This window comes from Alkalihalobacillus sp. TS-13 (assembly GCF_019720915.1).
Classification (GTDB): Bacteria; Bacillota; Bacilli; order Bacillales; family Fictibacillaceae; genus Pseudalkalibacillus.
In genome coordinates, this window is sequence record NZ_JAHKSI010000001.1 from 191,495 (window position 1) to 209,055 (window position 17,561).

Below are 17,561 nucleotides of genomic sequence, written 5' to 3' on the forward strand. Positions count from 1 at the left end.
TGATATTTATCTCTTATCATAATTTGCCGATGTACTAGAGCATATTAATATGCGGTCTAATACCTTTTCAGTTAATGGCATAAAGTAATTAAGGATTAGTCCCCCTAAGCAAACGGTTAATAAAGTTCCAACGCCAATTGGCCCCTTAAAAATTATTGCCATTATCAAGAATACGAGGTAAATGAACGATCTCGAAAAAAATATATTTGTTCTAGTTAATTCTTGTATGATCAATGTTAATCGGTCGACTGGAATCGGGGCAAAATTTGTGTGTAAATATGTTGCAGTTCCTAATCCTATAACAACTAAGCCGATTCCAAAACAAAAAACTTTGCTGTACCATAGTTCAGGTGTTATCAAATTGTTCAATATAAAGAGCCACATATCAATACTAATCCCCGTTATAAATGCTGTTAACAACCCCAACACTTCTGGTTTTTGTCTTTTTAAAAATGAATTACAACCTATCAATATTAATGCAATTATTATTTCCCAACTTCCCACAGTAAGCCCGGCATTTATGGACAGTCCTACCAAAAGTGCATCAAAAGGTGTAGTGCCAAGATCTGATTGTATAGTAAAAGAAATACCAAGGGTTAATAGTAAAATTCCTAATACATAAAAAGCATATTTCACTTTATTCGACCTCTTCATCTGTATTTTTTTATTGCAAATGCAACAAAATTAGGTTAAATTTAATATAGGCTATTTTTATTGCATTTGCAATAAAAATATATACTAAGGAGTTAATTATGATAGAAATTCTTCGTGAAATTGGAATGATAGCAAGGGCATTAGATTCCATAAGTAATATAGAATTTAAAGAATATGACCTTACAAAAGGGCAGTATTTGTACCTTGTGAGAATATGTGAAAACCCAGGAATCATTCAAGAAAAGTTAGCTGAGATGATCAAAGTAGATCGAACAACAACAGCTCGTGCTATCAAAAAACTTGAAATTAATGGCTTTATTGAAAAGAAAGAAGATAATGAGAACAAAAAAATTAAAAAACTCTTTCCGACAGAGAAAGGGAAAAATGTTTATCCTTTTATAAAAAGAGAAAATGAGTATTCAAATATCGTTGCATTAGAGGGATTTTCTGAGAGAGAAGTGGAAACCATTTTCAATCTTCTTCAAAGAGTAAGGAAAAATATAGAGAAAGACTGGGAATTTGTAAAAAAGGGAAACAAGAGAATTTATTGATTATATAAAGGAGCGACATAGTTAAATGACGATACATCTAAAAAAGTGTACCCTCGAAGACTCACGTAAACTTCAAGAAATTAGTTATGAAACTTTTAAAGAGACATTTAGGCTTGAAAATGCACCAGAAAATATGAATGCCTATTTGGAAAAGGCATTTAACTTAAATCAAGTAGAAAACGAATTATCTAACATTTCTTCGGAATTCTTTTTTGTTTATTTTAATCATGAAGTCACTGGATATTTAAAGGTCAATACCAGGGATGCTCAGTCTGAAGAAATGGGTGATGACTTACTTGAAATCGAGAGGATTTATATAATAAACAAATTTCAAAAACATGGGCTTGGTAAATATCTGCTAAATAAAGCTATGGAAATTGCGACGGAACGTAATAAAAAGAAAATCTGGCTAGGCGTATGGGAAAAAAATGAAAATGCTATCGCCTTTTACAAGAAAATGGGGTTTGTTCAAACTGGATCCCACTCTTTTTATATGGGTGATGAAGAACAAATAGACTTTATAATGACCAAAACTCTCATATTTTGAAAGGTGGATTATTATGTATATACCTAAACATTTTAATATTGATGATGAAGAAGTAATTTATGATTTTATCGAAAAATATGGCTTTGCAACTTTATTTTCCCAGTATAAAGGAGAACCCTACGCTACTCATCTTCCACTGGTGTTAAATAAATCTGAAAAAGCATTATATGGTCATTTTGCACGTCCGAACGAACAGTGGAAGGATGTTGAAAACCAACAAGTCCTTGCGGTTTTCCAAGGTCCTCACTGTTATATTTCACCTACTTGGTACGAAACAACCAAAGCAGTACCTACTTGGAATTATGTGTCTATCCATTTATATGGAAAGATGGAGATTGTCGAAGATAGAAAAGTGATATTCGATTCTTTAAATGACTTGGTAACTAAATATGAAACTCCTGATAGTACATACAATTTAAATGATGTTGAACCTGGTTATATCGAAGGATTGAGTAAAGGAATTGTAGTGTTCAAAATAAAAATCACAAAAATTGAAGCAAAAGCTAAATTAAGTCAAAATCATACTGTGGAACGCCAAGAATTAATTATTAAACATCTTGAAAACACTTCTCAACAGGATAATATACAAATAGCATCCCTTATGAAGAAAAATCTACAAAAATACAAATAAAAGTCATTCCTTATTGAAACAAAGAGAGCTTTAATAACGATTTTCCATAATATAGGGTTCAATTAAGAAGTCTTGAAATGCGTCCGTTATTCCACTATAGGATGCTCTAATGGAACAAAGCCCTTCGCATATTAACGTAAGAAAGAGCTCAGATCTGAGCTCTTTTCTTTGTGAATTACAATGCGAATCTGGCTGTGAATATTGTGGGAAATGTTAATCGATTACAATGTGTACATAAATTAATCGCTGGTAATATCTGAAACTTGAATGAAGAGGCAGGAATGTTGAATAAGGAAGCAAATATATACTAAGTGGGTTCATCTCCAGGGAAAAGACGATTAATAGAGAGGGCTTGAAATTGAAAATTGAAGGAGTAGGGTTACCTATAGTTACCCCTTTTAAAGATGGAGAGATCGACCTTCAATCATACGTCAAATTAATTGATCACTATATCAACCAGGGGATTTCAGGAATAATGCCCTTAGCAACAACAGGTGAAAGTCCCACAATAGATGAATATTAAAGAGTACTTTATAAACCCGTAGAAGTTGTGGTTCGGGGGGAATCCAAGTATCTTCCCATTTGGCGACGAAAGACTTTCTGGATATCTTCCAGAATGTAAGAGAAAATGACCACATTAAAGCGTTACAAATACTGAAAAGAACTTATCCGATTACAACTCTATTATTTCAGGAAACAAATCCAGACCCGTTGAAATACTATCTTTATAAAAAAGGGCTCATTCGTTCACCTGAAACAAGGTTGCCGGGTTACAGGTATTTCAAAAGAGCTAGGAAAAAAGCTAGATGCATTGCTCCTGAATTCTATTAAAAGTGACAGGAGTCCAACTGATTGAAAAATTGGAGAGAGGGTGTTCTGATGACAAATAGTAGAAAGAATCGTAAGGTAGATGGATTTTTAAAGAAAACCACAAAGTGGAAGGAAGAATTTGAGAAGTTGAGAAATATCGTCCTTGACTGTGAGCTGACCGAGGATATCAAGTGGATGCATCCTTGTTATATGTTTGAGGGTAAAAACATCGTTTTAATACATGGGTTTAAAGACTATTGTGCGCTTCTATTTCACAAAGGTGCCTTGTTAAAGGATGCTCATGGGATACTAGTCCAGCAAACGGAAAATGTACAGGCTGCGCGCCAGATTCGGTTCACCAGTGTTCAAGAAATCGTTGAAATGGAACCGATCTTGAAAGCCTATATTCATGAAGCTATTGAAGTTGAAAAAGCGGGTTTGGAAGTTAAAAAGAAAACAGAATTCAACATTCCTGAAGAATTGCAAAATAAATTCGATGAAATCCCTGATTTGAAATCTGCTTTTGAAGCATTGACGCCGGGACGGCAAAGAGCATACATTCTTTATTTTTCTAAAGCCAAACAATCCAAAACTCGAGAATCAAGGGTTGAAAAATATATGCAGCAAATCCTCGATGGAAAAGGATTAAATGATTAGGTTATTCAAAAATAAATTAATCAAATAAGATATTAACTCATTTTATTCCCAGAATGGCTAGGTAAACCAAACAAAAAGAGCTTGAGGTCAGAACTTCAAGCCCTTTTTGTATTTAATTGAATTATGAATCCTATTAAGGGATGGCATAGACCTCGACTGTAAAGCTTTCGCCATCAGTGTTTTCTGGTCTGGCGATGTAGAAATCTTCGCTCGTTTCGATTTCTGATTCGGATCCATCTGTAAGGTCGTAGAAGATTGTTTCGTCTATGCCAAAGCTGATGTCTTTCATGACATCGAATTTGGCATCCTTAGGCCCATCGACGATTTTCCACTGTAACTTGGTTGCATAAGGAGGGATGTTATCGATCGTGAAGTTATCACTTGATCGGTTGTCCTGTCCGTCCTGAGGCTGCCCTTCCGATCGGATTGTCGCTATTTTTTCCGGTGCTTCGACCTCTACGTGAAACTCATCTCCATCCAGGATCCGATCATACGCGTACCAGGCACCCAGCCATGTTCCTGCGGCTTGATTGGAATCTGCGGAAATCATTTTCACAGAAAAATTGTCGGCACCGTTCGTGGCAGAGCCTTGCCATGTGGAGGCAAACGGATATTCGTCACATTGCTTACCGGTCCGGTCTTCGTCGCCAAATTCACGGTCACATACCCTTCTTGTCTTATTCCGATTACGGTTATAATCCTCTTGATGGCGTTTCGTATACATCCGTGTCAGCGTGCTTTCTCCCACTGCTCCTGGTATCTGTTTTCCTATCATTTGTGGCTTCGTCTGTTCCGGATGGTCCATGGCATACTTCCAGTGCTGGCCGGCTTCATCTAACATTTCGAATTCTGGTTCCGTTATCGGGACATTGAATATCGGTGTGGCTTTGCTGAATACCGCTCCTTGTCGGAAGTATTGATCAGGGAACGCGAACATGTATCTAGCAGAGTCATAACGGACGGTCTGTTTGATGCCATCAATCGTCTTTTTGAACTTGTTTGGTGCGTGTGTGAGGGTAAGTTCTGGCCAGAAATCCATGTATCCGAGTCGGTCAGGATTGGCATCCGTTGCTGGAGGTGCTTCCGAGGTGAACATTTCTAAGCTGAAGTTCGTGTTTTTCCATTGGGCGATCGTTCGCTCCGTTTCTGGATAATCAGGGTCTTCTTTACAGTCCCCTGGGTTCAGTTTTGATTCACATACCATATCGATTTTCAGTTTGGCTCCGTTCAGTGACGGATCAGTTACGAGGATATCATCAAGGGTGTAATAGACCCTCATCTTCCGGCTTTGATTGGAACCATATCCTATCTCTGTAAATTGGAATTGGACTGCTTCCGTATTACATATCCAACCTCTACAATCGATTATTTCATAGGTCGCAACATGGGACCAACAGAAAGAATAGCGGTTTTTGATATATCCGGTTTGAGAACCGCTGTCTGGACTTTGTCGACATTCTTCTACCGTCTGGATATGGTCATAGTCGAATTCCGGAGGTGTCCATCCAACTGCTGTCTTGATCGGAGGGGACAAGTTTGCTCTGTAGGTCGTTTCACTTTGTTGGTCTGCTTTCTTCAGTTTGTCTAACGTCTGAAAGCCATCTTCTTGCTGGATTTGATCCGGCCTGATTCCGAGGTCCCCAATGGGTTTACCTTCCTTCATGAGTTTCGTTGCTTTTTCGACTTTGTCTTCCGGAAGCCAATAGCCTCCGCCGTCAGTACTCGCTTGTGTCTGTGTAGGGGCAATGATTCCAATGGCCAAAAACACGATGAAAAGGGTTGAGAGTTGCTTTTGTAACCTGGACAATATGATTCCTCCTCATTTTTGATAACAGCTGTTATACCACCAATGAACTAGTCCACTTTTGAAGCGGTGTGATTTAAATCGTTGACAGGGTACTATACGGAAAATCATTTGACAATAGATTCCAAGCTAATTCATTCTATCAACCTACAATATTTTACAAACTATGATTTAAATAGGAAGTGGGTGTCGATTCCTTGTACCCGAGACTTTAGCATTGTTGGAGGGACGATGGACCTGTTTTTGAGTAAACACGAACATTCTCGTGTCATTTTCGAATTAAAGTTCAGTTTTTTCGTTGATTATTGATTATGAGTTTGCTATATTGCATAGAAATCTCATAGCGCATTTCTCGTATATGCTCGGTAATATGGTCCGAGTGTTTCTACCAGGTTCCCATTGCAAGAACCGGACTACGAGTTGAAGTATCAGGTTGTCACGCATTTTTTGCGATGTTTTTTTCGTGATAGCAATCCATACTTTGACTTGATCGGTCTAGAAGGTAGAATTCTACTTTTCTAGGCCTTTTTCTATGGACGAGAATGCTACAACTACGAACAATCAGAAGAAGGAGAGAATGATCATGAAAAATCTTTTTACTCGATTTGCTCTTATTCCTGTACTTTTGTTATCCGTACTCGCAGGCTGCAGTTCTGGTTCAGGTTCTGACTCAAGCGAAAAAGATGAAGCCCAACAGCCGATCCTTATCGAAGGTCCGATGCCGATTGAAGCGGAAAAATTTGCTGAAAGGCTTGAAGATGTTGAAGAAGAAAAATCAGGCACGTTCGTCTTTTACAAAGGGACCGTCGATGGTTATCCGGTGATTGTCTCGAAGACTGGAAAGGGTATGGAGAATACAGCAGCAGCTACGGCTGTGGCAATTGAAAAGTACGATCCGGCAGCGATCATCAACCAGGGGACATCAGGCGGACATGATCCGGATCTGCATGTGTTTGATATCGTTTTAGGAAAAAGAACGACCAACCTCGGTTCGTTAAAAACAAGTGATATAGATGAAGGGCAAGGAATCGAATCGACGGAATGGAAGCCGATGGACTTGATGGCTTCAGAAGGCAGTGCGGGTGAAGATCCGAATGCCGAGAAAATCCGATACTATAAAGGCGATGAAGAATTGCTCGCTGCAGCCAATTCTGTAAAAGATACGTATAGAAAAGGGAAGGTTGTCGAAGGGACGATCGGTTCTGCGGATGTCTGGAATAATGAATTCGATCGCATCAACTGGTTCCACGAAAAGTATGGGACGTCAGTGGAAGAGATGGAAGGGGCAGCGGCAGCCCAAATTGCTAAAGCGTATGATGTGCCGTTCCTGGGGATCCGCATCCTCTCCAACAATAAAACGAATGACGGGGAATATAACCCGGATACGGCAGCCGCAAACCAGGAATATGTGTATGAAGTTGTGAAAGAGTATATATCTACACTGTCGAAAAAATAACATGTAATTATTTGGTTGAGCTCAGGGCGCTTTAAATTGGTCCTGAGTTTTTCATTAATACCAAAAAGCATCCGGTTTCTCATGCAATTGTAAATGACTATTGCCTCTCTCATTTTCAATAAAGAATACATAACATATTGTTGGAAATTAACTAAACATATCAAAGTGATGGCTTATCTCTTAATTCCAAGCCAGGATTATATAAACCCAAATAGAAACAGAGGAAGTGAAAATAAAAATTAGCCTTACAATAAAAGAAGATATACAGAAGTTAAATTCTTGTCATTCCAATTGAAAATTTTTTAAAGCCTAAAGATTCATAATAGGACTGCAAATTTTCTACACACATAAGTTGGGGAATAACTCGATTTTGCTCACAATGTTTAATGATTCGGTTAAACATTTCTTTGCCGATGCCATTGGATTGATATTTTGGAAGCACACCGACTCCGCAAATAATTCCAGTAACCACACCATCCGAGATCACACGTCCCATACCCACTAATTGTTGTTTATCAAAAGCATATATTGCATACCAACTTTGATTGCACATTTGTTTTAAGTCATTAACTGTTAATCCAAGTGAATTCCACCCTAAAGATTCGTATAAGATCAGTAATTGCTTGAAATCTTCAGGGGGATCACTTGTATAACGTATAGTGTTTTCCATATATTTCACTTCCTGTTGTTTTTGAAATCATGCATAAAAGTTTCTATTCTTCATACTTCCTTCACAAATGCCTCCGTTTGTTGAACATAGATTTTTACTGATCGTATCCATTTTCCATAATAATATTTCTTTCAACAATGTAACTATATATAAATATCTAAGATCGCAAAGAGAATCTTTAGAATAAAGTACAACGGTGGTAATGCACTTATAATTAATCCTAATTTAGTAAATTTCTTTATGTATGAAAAAATTGCACCCACCAGCCAAACTAAAATAATTAAAAGAAATTGTGGATAAACAAATGCATTTCCTGTATAATTTTCACCTATTCCACCAGTGGCAACAAAAAGAACTATTGGCACGGTAATAATTCCAGTTAAGATTATATGTATTAATCTATATATTTCAAAGCCTATCTTAATCACCCTTTTTAACAAGAATTTTCCTGAAAACGTTCCTCCTCTTCATTCTTTCTTACACAAACGCCCCCTTTAAAACGGAACAATGGACGCAATCCGATCTTCTTGAATTGCGCCCTTTAGCGGAAGATCATTATGCAGGAAATCACGTTAAAACTAATATTTCAGAGAAGCCCCTGATAATTTATATATTATCTTTTTATATTATATGACTGATCCCTTACTACTACAGTTTCAGGTAGAAAACGAATAAAGACATTTTGAGGATCTTGATTTTTGAATCTAGAATCCCAGTCCTTTTCGTTTGAACCCAAATATTTACTAAATAACCGCTTAGCTAAGTCAAAGTTAAATGGTTCTACTGTTGCTTTTCCTCTGAAACCTGCATGCAATACCTTCCCTATACCAGGATCAAAATCAACAATACCGATGGCGCAATTCGGATTCTTTTCTATCCTTAATGGAAAAGTATCTCCAGGATTTCCTATTATCCAAAGGCATTTATCTTCCCAAAGAAACCACACTGGAGATTCCCTTGGTCCTTCGTATGAAGCAGTTGAAAGATGAGCAAATAACGGCTTCTTTAAGAAATCATCCAAATCAAAACTTCGTTTACCTCTTATAATCTGCATTTACTTCACCTCTCCCGATTCTGGAATACCGACAATAAAGATGGTGTACATTTTACATATATGATCTTCTATTTAACTGATTTGATCTTATCTGTCCGGAACTCCCCATTTAACAACTAATCCCGTATATGTAAGCCCTCCGCCAAAACCATACAGGACAACCGTATCTCCATAGTGTAATTTTTTTTCTTTTATGCCAAGGTCGAGTGCTAATGGTATCGATGCCGATGAGGTATTTCCCATACTCTCAACACTATATAATGTATTATCCATGCTGATATGTGACTTTTCACAAATGGATTCAATCATTCTTAAATTGGCACTATGAGGCACAAACCAGTCAATGTCCTCTGTTCTTAAATTGGCTTCTTCTAACAATGTTTGGAGGCCGATTGGAACCATTCGTACGGCCCACTTGTACACTTCACGTCCGTTTTGAACCATATTTCCATTACCAAGCAACTTCAAACCATTCATTTCCTTTGACAAGCCAGAACGATAAAGATGAATCCCACCCTCACCATTCGTTCCTAAAACGGAAGATATAAAACTTGGATCTTGCTCATCGTATTCGACTAAAACAGCCCCAGCCCCATCACCAAACAGAACACAAGTTGAACGATCCGTGTAATCTGTAACTTTCGATAAAGCTTCTCCCCCAATCACCAATATTTTTTTATGAAGTCCGGAGGTGATTAAACCATTAGCGACGTGTAACCCATATGTAAATCCAGCACATGTCGCATTCAAATCAAGGGCACCAATACTTTTCAATTTAAATTTTTCTTGAACTTGACAAGCTACGCTTGGAAATGCGAAATCCGCTGTAGAAGTGGATACAAGGATTAAATCCACGTCTTCAACAGTTTTATTGTATTTCTGTATTAAATTTTCTACGGCATTAATACATAAATCAGATGTAAATTCACCTTCATCCGTTATACGCCGTTCTTTCATGCCGGTTCTTTGAACGATCCATTCATTATTTGTATCGACCATATTTTCTAAATCAGCATTGGATAATACACGTTCTGGAACATAAGATCCGATGGCTGTAATACGGGCTTTTGATCGAGTCATCCATTTCACTCCTCATCATATTCTTACTCCACTTTAACACATGGTATTATTACCTGGTACTAAAAATGTATAAAATCATAAAAAGTTGCGATTCCCCCAAACCATTTTATTTATCCTCCACAATCTGGCTCTATACATGAAGAAAGAGCACAATTCACTACTTCAGAATTGCGCCCGTTTCAGGAATAACTTGCATGCTCGGTTTATTTAATTCCTATTTTCGTGGATTGACTCTGAGTATCGTTCCACAGGGATCCGAAATCCAGTAACCCTCTGAGTTCTCGTGTACCTCCACTTCGTCTCTTCTATTAATGTGATTCTTATGTAAATACTCTGCTGCTATCTCCACATTGTCTGTCTGAATCTCCAGCCATACATCTTGTTGAGAATAATTTTCCATACAATCCAACCACAGTGTGGCATCACCAAACTGAAAGGCATGTGATTCAGACATGAAGCCTAAATATGGTAGCTTTATCACTTCCTTATAAAAATGCACCGTCTCGCTGTATTTGAATTTAGGAATCTTTAGAGCAATGTTATTTCCACCTTTAAATTCTTCCCTTGTCATTTCCAAACAGACTACCTCCTTTATTTTTATCTTTACTATACCATCTCCTTTGTCTATTAAAACCTAAAATCACTAAGCAAATCGCATATTAAACCCTCTTTCTATTTTTTATCAACCATAGATTTTGTTAATTCAATGAATGCTGTAACTGCAGGGGATACAGTATTCAAGTTTTGAAGAGCCAATCCAATTGTTCGGAAGGATTCTTCATTTAACTCAGCAGTGGCCAAATCTCTGGTTGTTTGCATGACGATTTCTGGGACGATGCTGATCCCTAAGTTTTTTTGCACCATGGCTATAATTGTCTGGTTATCTGCGATTTCGCAATATACATTAGGTCTAAGGTTATTGGTCTTGAATAGTGCTTTAATCAAATCATCGCAGCCAGCTTTGGGCATTATAAATGGCTCTGTAGCTATATCGTGTATACTGACTTGTTTTTCATTTTTCAAGGGGTGTGAACTAGGTAATATAACCTTTAGATGATCGTCAAATAATGGTATGAAATCCAGGTTCTCAGTATGTTCAGCAGTCAGAAAACCAATATCAATTACACCGGATGCTATCAAGTGTCTAAGTTCATGGTAACCGCCTTCATAGAATTCAACTTTGATTGAAGGATACATGGAATGAAACCTTTCTATTATAGAAGGCAACAAATAGGATGAAACACTTGGAAACGTACCGATTCGAATGATTCCAATTTCCAATCCATTCAATCTACCAGCCTCTTGTTTCAATTTTTCCGATAGATTCAGGATTTGTCTTATATATGTAAGAATTCTCTCTCCTTCAAATGTTAAAAAAACGCCGGAACGTCCTCTTTTCAAAAGTGTAAGATCGAGTTCAGCCTCAAGGCTCTTTATGGCGTGACTCACGGCAGATTGCGTAAGTCCCAATTTGTCCCCAGCTTTCGTAAAACTACCTGATTCAATTACTTCCTTGAAAATTTCATATTGAAGTAAGGTCACATCAATACCTCCAGATCAATTCATTAATTTGATTCATATTAATTATTATAAACATTCATTTGATTAATGTAAAACACTGCCATATGATTAAAGTAAGAAAAGGAGGAATACACATGAAAACTTTGAATTATACGTTAATCGATGTGTTCACTACAAAACCTTTTGGAGGAAACCAATTGGCTGTGTTTGAAGAAAAAGACAATTTGACCCCTGATCTCATGCAGACGATAGCCAGAGAATTAAATTTATCAGAAACGGTGTTTATTCGTAAGGCCAGTGATCCCAATAAAAACAAGAACCTAAGGATATTCACTCCCCAAGTCGAATTGCATATGGCTGGCCATCCCACAATAGGTGCTGCTTACGTTATGGCTGAGAATGGAATGATTGAAACGAATATCGGTTTAAATGATTGGATATTTGAAGAAGGGGTAGGGGATGTTCCTGTAACAGTGGAAATGCTTGATAGCGGCATATCAAAAGTAGAGATGGAACAACCTTTACCTTCCTTTGGTGATGAATATACAGAGAGGGAATTAGCGGCAAACCTGTTGTCACTTTCCTTAGAAGATTTGGATCCAACCTTTCCAATTCAAACAGTTTCATCAGGAGTGCCCTTTTTGTACATCCCAGTCCGTACACTATCCGCGATGAAAAAGATTAGCTTTCGCACCGATGTATGGGAAAAGTATTTTAGCGAGGATCCAAATACGAAACATATTTTTACGTTTGCAACAGAAACAGAAGAACCACAATCTACTGTTCATAGCAGAATGTTCGCGCCTGCAATGGGTATTTCAGAAGATCCTGCAACAGGTGCAGCGAGCGGACCCTTAGGCGCTTATTTAGTAAAGCATGGTGTCGTTCCTTCTGAAACTAGTGGAATTCATACTATAAGAAGTGAACAAGGGTTGGAAATGGGTAGACCGAGTTTTATTGATATAACCATCATCAAAGAAGGAGACGCAATTCAAAAGGTTAAAATTGGGGGGAAATCTTTAATTATTGGGTCAGGACAAATCTACTTATCAAACACTATAGAAAAGCAGTGAAGCTTTATAACATTTTAAAAATTGGAATTACAGTGAATTCACTCGGATGCAGATGAAGAATATAGAAAGACCTGAGCAGAAAAATGATACTAACTCAGGTCTTTCTTGCATAGATTCAGTTGAATTCGTTTCTTTTTAAAAAATCATTCATTAAATTCTTTATGCGCTCATGATCGATAAGTAATACAAACCCCATGACATGATGAGGAAGGAAACAAAGTCTTTTACCATTCCTGAATTCAAATGTAATATTTCACAGATCCTTTAAAAAGTTATCCAGTGCACTTGTCCTTTACTGGGACTCTCAACTGTAAATACTTCTTGAAGTTGATTTGTGACAAGGAGAAGAGTGTGAGCGCGACCCATATGAATCCGAAGCTGATGAGATGTGTATTCGTGAATGTCTCATGAAAGAAATAGATTCCGACGAGCAGTTGAATGGTCGGGTTGATGTATTGAAGAAAGCCGATCGTCGATAATGGGACCTTTTGTGCCCCTTTTGAAAACCATAAAAGCGGGAGCGCAGTGACAGCGCCGGCACCAAGTAAGAAGATCGTTTCAAGAATGGACACATGACCCAGAGAAGCGGTTCCTTTTACTTGGAGGAAGAGAAGATAGGACAGGACAAGTGGTAAAATGAATAGCGTTTCCAGGGTCACAGAAACAAGTGGTTCGACCTTGACGACTTTTTTCACCACACCATATAAAGCAAATGTCGATGCGATGATCAGTGCTACCCAGGGAACCTGACCGAATTGGATCGTCATGATCAACACACCGGTTGCAGCAAGCAACAGAGAACTGACCTTCCAATGGTTCAATTTTTCCCGAAAGATGATCACGCCTAACACAATACTTAGTAGCGGGTTAATGTAATACCCTAAGCTTGCTCCGATTACATGATTCGATGTGACCGCCCATATGAAAAGGAACCAGTTCGCACTAATGAGGATGGCGGCCAAGAACACCCATGTGGCCTGGACCCGGTTGGTCAGCACTTTTTTCACCTGCGGCCATCCACCGATCAACAGCAGGATGAATGCAGCAAAAAAGAAGGACCATAGAATCCGGTGAGCAAAAATCTCATAGGCAGGTATTCCCTTGAGAAAATACCAGTAGATCGGCAAAATGCCCCAGGCGACAAAGGCTGCAAGAGTATAAATCATTCCGACAACAGGGTCAGATAGTCTATTCAACATGATAATGAACCTCCTAATGATTGGTTATAAATAACATACGCTAACCCTTTGCATTAGTAAAATGAATCTTTATAATAATGAATATTAGTAAAATTAATGAAGAGCCAGGAGAGGGATGAATATGACGATTATCCAAATGGAGGTTTTCGTAAAAATCGTTGAAACGAAAAGCTTCACAAAGGCAGGGGAAGATTTGGGCATGACGCAGTCTGCAGTGAGCCATGCCATATCCAGTTTAGAATCCGCCCTTGGATTTCAATTGATCATCCGTAATCGTTCCGGTGCAGTCATTACCACAAACGGAGAAAAAATGCTGGTGCATATACGGAATATATTACGGCATACGGAGCTTATGAAGCAAGACGCAGAGAGCATTATGGGCTTGGAGAAAGGGAAAGTCCGGGTCGGCTCATTTGAAAGTGTGATGATCCACTGGATGCCGGATATCATTGGGCAATTTCAACAACAGTTTCCTGATATTGAAGTAGAGCTGATCGAAGGGGGTTACCAAGATATTATCCAATGGCTTCTTGATGGGAGGATCGATTTAGGTTTCATCCTGGAAACGGAACGGATGAACGTCGAATTTCAACCGCTTAAAGATGATCATTTATCCTTGCTGATCCCAAGTGATCATCCCCTTAGCGAGGAACGTGAACCCTCTATTGAGCAGGTTGCTTCATATCCGTTCATCATGCCGAAAAAAGGGTGTGATGAACAAGTGCGGAGGATGTTCAAAACGCAGGATCTCAATCCGGATGTCCGTTTTGTGATTAAAGATGTCCATTCGATCATTGCCATGGTGAAATCAGGAATCGGAATAAGCATCATGCCTGAAATGACGCTGCCGGATCACATGGATAAGATCAAAGCGACGAGGATTTGTGAAGAGGTTTACCGGACGATTGGAATCGCTGCACCGGCATTCAAGCGGCTATCGCCTGCTGCCGGTAAGTTTTTCGAGTTGACCAAATCCTGGGTTGAAAATACTTGAGGTTGATTTCTTACATACCGGACACCACAGCCGCTATTTGTGAACAAAACAGCTTATTTCATCCAATATTTATATAATAAGATCTCTGGTGTCCGCTAAAATCATGAAATGGGCACTTTTGGAGGAAATAACGTCTCCTGTGTCCGTTAGGTTCTCTTAAAGTATGCATGAATAGGAAAAACAAGCTGCGATTCGACTCAAAAAAAAGCTTGATCCATTCGCACCTTCAAAAGCCACCATCAGTGCACCAGTTATTTCCTTCTCCTTCCTGGCATATTTATAGCTAGAGGAGGGGGGATGCTGTGATGAAGAGAGAGACTTATGCAGAACTGCAGTACCCAGAGGGCATGCTGTCGATTATCAGAAACGGTTTGGATCCGACTGGAACTCCGAAATCGGTCTTGATTATTGGAGGGGGTCTCTCAGGATTGGTTGCTGCATCCCTCCTGAAACAGGCTGGCCATAAAGTGACGATCCTCGAGGGAAACAGTCGGATAGGTGGCAGGGTTTTGACCTTAAGGGAGCCATTTACTGAGGGGAATTATCTGGATGTCGGGGCAATGAGAATTCCTGAGAACCATGCATTGGTGCTTGAATACATCAAGCGATTCCAATTGCCTTTGAATACGTTTATCAACTCTACACCGAGGGACGTGATCTTTGTCAACAACGTGTTGACGACCAGGGAAGTGTATGAGGAAAATCCGGATATCCTCCAATTTCCGGTGGCACCTGAAGAAGAAGGGAAGACTGCAACGGAATTACTTTTGGAAGCGACCAAGCCTTTTGTTGACCTATATACAAGCAGCACTCCGGAAGAACAGGAAGAGCTGAGGAAAAAGTACGGAGATTATTCAATGGGCGAGTTTTTGCAGTTCAATCCTCTAGGCCCATCCCTTTCAATGCCAGCAATCCGTATGATCAATGTCATGCTCGGTATTGAAGGCTTTCCTGAGTTTGCTTTCTTAGATATTTTGACCGATATCGTTTATCCGATCTTCAGTGAGGATTTGCAATTTTATGAGATTCAAGGCGGTAATGATCGTCTTCCGTCATCTTTTTTCCCGCAACTTCAAAACGACATCAAATTCAACCAAAAAGTGATTCGGATTACGCAAAATGATAGCGGTGTCCAGGTCCAAACCCGAAACCCTGTGACCGGGGAAATCAGCGAATACGATGGAGATTATGTCATCGCTACCGTTCCATTCACTGTTTTTCAGTTCATCGATGTGATTCCGTATAATTCTATACCTTTTGAAAAGTGGCAAGCGATTCGGGAGCTGAATAATGTACCAGCTGTTAAGATCGGAATCCAATTCAAACGTCGATTTTGGGAAGCGAATGGGCTCGGGAATGCGATATCTGATAGACCGACTCGATTTTCCTATATTCCAAGCCATAACATCGGTTCAGAGGGTCCAGGGGTGCTGTTGGGAAGCTATAGCTGGGGAGCCGATGCTGAATTGTGGACCAGTTTGTCCTTTTCAGAGCTTGTCTACACCCTGTTAAAAGATCTTGCGAAAATATATGGGGATGTCGTATATACAGAATTTCAGAATGCTGCAGGGTTCGATTGGAGTGAAAATCCATATTCTGTAGGGTGTTTTACGTTATTTACACCGAGACAAGAAGAGGAATTCGAAGAAATAATCAGGCGGCCAGAGGGAAGAATCCACTTTGCCGGTGAACATACATCATCGTTCCATGGATGGATGGAAGGGGCGATCGAATCCGGCATCCGGGCTGCATTTGAAGTGAAGGCAAGGGAATGACAGGCTACAGTATGGGTTTCAGGGTCGAATTCCACGAATGCATATTGACAGCGGATGAATTTAAGGGTATTCTTAAGGTAATAAAATAAAAATCGTTTCTCCTAAAGGGGAGTAGCTTTTACAGCAAAGTCGTCATTCCAGAGTTCACGCTCTCGGCTTTGTTGGCAACGAAAACTGTTGTTAGCAAGACCTTTACCTGTTCGGGTAGAGGTCTTTTTTGATGGCCTTTACCAGATTGATGGTAGAGGCCATTTTTGTTTTACATATTAAAAAAAGGAGTGAAGTGAAATGGAATTATTCAGTGCTGAATTTTTCACCGCACTATTATCGATTGTGATTATCGACCTGGTCCTGGCTGGAGACAATGCGATCCTGATCGGGCTTGCTGCAAGGAATTTACCTCAATCGCAACAGAAAAAAGTCATCCTGTGGGGAGCGCTCGGTGCAATCCTGATCCGAGTCGTCGCTACTCTGGCGGTTGTCTGGTTGCTCAAGATTCCGGGATTGCTATTAGTCGGGGGATTATTGCTTGTGGTCATCGCATATAAACTTCTGGTCGATGACAAAGACCATGACGTCCAAGCGGCAGGTGGTTTCTGGGCAGCGATCCGAACAGTCATCATTGCTGATGCGCTTATGGGATTAGACAATGTATTGGCAATTGCAGGTGCCGCGCACGGGAACATGGTTCTCGTCATTTTAGGACTATTGATATCGGTGCCGGTTGTCATGTTTGGTAGCAAACTCATCCTGATGTGGGTTGACCGTTTCCCGATCATCATCACGATCGGAGCAGCGATCCTTGCCTGGACGGCTTCGAAAATGATCGTCGGAGAGCCATTCTTGCATAGTTTCTTCGACAATGGCTTTATCAAATACGGTTTCGAATTGTTTATGGTAGGGGCAGTGATCGCGGCCGGTTATTTGAAAAAGAGGAAAGTGGAACAGGAAGTCGAACAAGAAGAACAGGTTGTTTTACAGAAAGTCGACTAAGGATTTTTTGTGTGATTTTGAAACCTTTTCAAAAGCCATCCGTAGGAATAGTGGCGGAGGAATAGCCTCGTGTTTTTAACGTCTAGTGTGTT

Annotated in this window: 20 protein-coding genes and 1 riboswitch; of the genes, 11 read left to right on the forward strand and 9 right to left on the reverse strand. The window is 39.4% G+C overall.

Annotation, left to right across the window (positions count from 1 at the left end; translation table 11 throughout):
- Positions 1-6: 6 nt before the first annotated feature.
- Positions 7-636, reverse strand: coding sequence for a YczE/YyaS/YitT family protein (locus tag KOL94_RS00885; protein ID WP_221563271.1), 630 nt, complete (start codon positions 634-636; stop codon positions 7-9).
- A gap of 116 nt (positions 637-752) precedes the next feature.
- Here KOL94_RS00885 and KOL94_RS00890 point away from each other — a divergent pair, with 116 nt between their 5' ends.
- The 6 genes from KOL94_RS00890 (at position 753) to KOL94_RS00915 (ending at position 3,850) form a co-directional block, all read left to right on the forward strand.
- Positions 753-1,205, forward strand: a complete 453-nt coding sequence (locus tag KOL94_RS00890) for a MarR family winged helix-turn-helix transcriptional regulator (protein WP_221563273.1) — start codon at positions 753-755, stop codon at positions 1,203-1,205.
- A gap of 25 nt (positions 1,206-1,230) precedes the next feature.
- Entirely contained in the window at positions 1,231-1,752 is a 522-nt protein-coding gene (paiA, locus tag KOL94_RS00895; protein ID WP_221563275.1) for a spermidine/spermine N(1)-acetyltransferase, read from the forward strand.
- A 13-nt stretch (positions 1,753-1,765) separates the two neighbouring features.
- Positions 1,766-2,383, forward strand: a complete 618-nt coding sequence (locus KOL94_RS00900) for an FMN-binding negative transcriptional regulator (protein ID WP_221563277.1) — start codon at positions 1,766-1,768, stop codon at positions 2,381-2,383.
- A 358-nt stretch (positions 2,384-2,741) separates the two neighbouring features.
- Positions 2,742-2,906, forward strand: coding sequence for a dihydrodipicolinate synthase family protein (locus KOL94_RS00905; protein WP_221563279.1), 165 nt, complete (start codon positions 2,742-2,744; stop codon positions 2,904-2,906).
- A gap of 41 nt (positions 2,907-2,947) precedes the next feature.
- Positions 2,948-3,214: a dihydrodipicolinate synthase family protein gene (locus tag KOL94_RS25730; protein ID WP_369010061.1), complete on the forward strand. Its 267-nt coding sequence runs from the start codon at positions 2,948-2,950 to the stop codon at positions 3,212-3,214.
- A gap of 48 nt (positions 3,215-3,262) precedes the next feature.
- The gene (locus KOL94_RS00915) at positions 3,263-3,850 is read left to right on the forward strand and encodes a YdeI/OmpD-associated family protein (protein WP_221567533.1); all 588 of its coding nucleotides are present in this window, start codon (positions 3,263-3,265) and stop codon (positions 3,848-3,850) included.
- A 133-nt stretch (positions 3,851-3,983) separates the two neighbouring features.
- Here KOL94_RS00915 and KOL94_RS00920 read toward each other — a convergent pair whose 3' ends face one another.
- Positions 3,984-5,657: a NucA/NucB deoxyribonuclease domain-containing protein gene (locus tag KOL94_RS00920; RefSeq protein ID WP_221563283.1), complete on the reverse strand. Its 1,674-nt coding sequence runs from the start codon at positions 5,655-5,657 to the stop codon at positions 3,984-3,986.
- Positions 5,658-5,986: 329 nt separating this feature from the next.
- A riboswitch (purine riboswitch) is annotated at positions 5,987-6,090 on the forward strand.
- A gap of 147 nt (positions 6,091-6,237) precedes the next feature.
- Between KOL94_RS00920 and KOL94_RS00925 the strand changes: the two genes are divergently transcribed.
- A complete protein-coding gene (locus KOL94_RS00925) occupies positions 6,238-7,110 on the forward strand; it encodes a 5'-methylthioadenosine/S-adenosylhomocysteine nucleosidase (RefSeq protein ID WP_221563285.1) in 873 nt (290 codons plus the stop codon).
- 271 nt (positions 7,111-7,381) lie between these two features.
- Here KOL94_RS00925 and KOL94_RS00930 read toward each other — a convergent pair whose 3' ends face one another.
- The 6 genes from KOL94_RS00930 to KOL94_RS00955 all read right to left on the reverse strand — a co-directional run bounded on the left by KOL94_RS00930 (position 7,382) and on the right by KOL94_RS00955 (position 11,456).
- Positions 7,382-7,780, reverse strand: a complete 399-nt coding sequence (locus tag KOL94_RS00930) for a GNAT family N-acetyltransferase (protein WP_221563287.1) — start codon at positions 7,778-7,780, stop codon at positions 7,382-7,384.
- A 143-nt stretch (positions 7,781-7,923) separates the two neighbouring features.
- A complete protein-coding gene (locus KOL94_RS00935; RefSeq protein WP_221563289.1) occupies positions 7,924-8,220 on the reverse strand; it encodes a hypothetical protein in 297 nt (98 codons plus the stop codon).
- Positions 8,221-8,393: 173 nt separating this feature from the next.
- Complete coding sequence (locus tag KOL94_RS00940) at positions 8,394-8,834, reverse strand: pyridoxamine 5'-phosphate oxidase family protein (RefSeq protein ID WP_221563291.1); 441 nt, start codon at positions 8,832-8,834, stop codon at positions 8,394-8,396.
- 87 nt (positions 8,835-8,921) lie between these two features.
- The gene (locus KOL94_RS00945) at positions 8,922-9,914 is read right to left on the reverse strand and encodes a ketoacyl-ACP synthase III (RefSeq protein ID WP_221563292.1); all 993 of its coding nucleotides are present in this window, start codon (positions 9,912-9,914) and stop codon (positions 8,922-8,924) included.
- 214 nt (positions 9,915-10,128) lie between these two features.
- Entirely contained in the window at positions 10,129-10,485 is a 357-nt protein-coding gene (locus tag KOL94_RS00950; protein ID WP_221567534.1) for a hypothetical protein, read from the reverse strand.
- A 101-nt stretch (positions 10,486-10,586) separates the two neighbouring features.
- Complete coding sequence (locus KOL94_RS00955; protein WP_221563293.1) at positions 10,587-11,456, reverse strand: LysR family transcriptional regulator; 870 nt, start codon at positions 11,454-11,456, stop codon at positions 10,587-10,589.
- Between the two features lie 59 nt (positions 11,457-11,515).
- Between KOL94_RS00955 and KOL94_RS00960 the strand changes: the two genes are divergently transcribed.
- A complete protein-coding gene (locus tag KOL94_RS00960; protein ID WP_260412154.1) occupies positions 11,516-12,508 on the forward strand; it encodes a PhzF family phenazine biosynthesis protein in 993 nt (330 codons plus the stop codon).
- 272 nt (positions 12,509-12,780) lie between these two features.
- Here the strand turns inward: KOL94_RS00960 and rarD are convergent, their stop codons facing one another.
- Positions 12,781-13,707, reverse strand: coding sequence for an EamA family transporter RarD (rarD, locus tag KOL94_RS00965; protein ID WP_221563294.1), 927 nt, complete (start codon positions 13,705-13,707; stop codon positions 12,781-12,783).
- 121 nt (positions 13,708-13,828) lie between these two features.
- Here rarD and KOL94_RS00970 point away from each other — a divergent pair, with 121 nt between their 5' ends.
- From KOL94_RS00970 to KOL94_RS00980, 3 genes are all read left to right on the forward strand, one after another.
- Positions 13,829-14,701, forward strand: coding sequence for a LysR family transcriptional regulator (locus KOL94_RS00970; protein WP_221563295.1), 873 nt, complete (start codon positions 13,829-13,831; stop codon positions 14,699-14,701).
- Between the two features lie 305 nt (positions 14,702-15,006).
- Positions 15,007-16,476 (forward strand): flavin monoamine oxidase family protein, encoded by a 1,470-nt coding sequence (locus KOL94_RS00975; protein WP_221563296.1) that lies wholly within the window; start codon positions 15,007-15,009, stop codon positions 16,474-16,476.
- A gap of 288 nt (positions 16,477-16,764) precedes the next feature.
- A complete protein-coding gene (locus KOL94_RS00980) occupies positions 16,765-17,469 on the forward strand; it encodes a TerC family protein (protein WP_221563297.1) in 705 nt (234 codons plus the stop codon).
- Positions 17,470-17,561 lie beyond the last annotated feature (92 nt).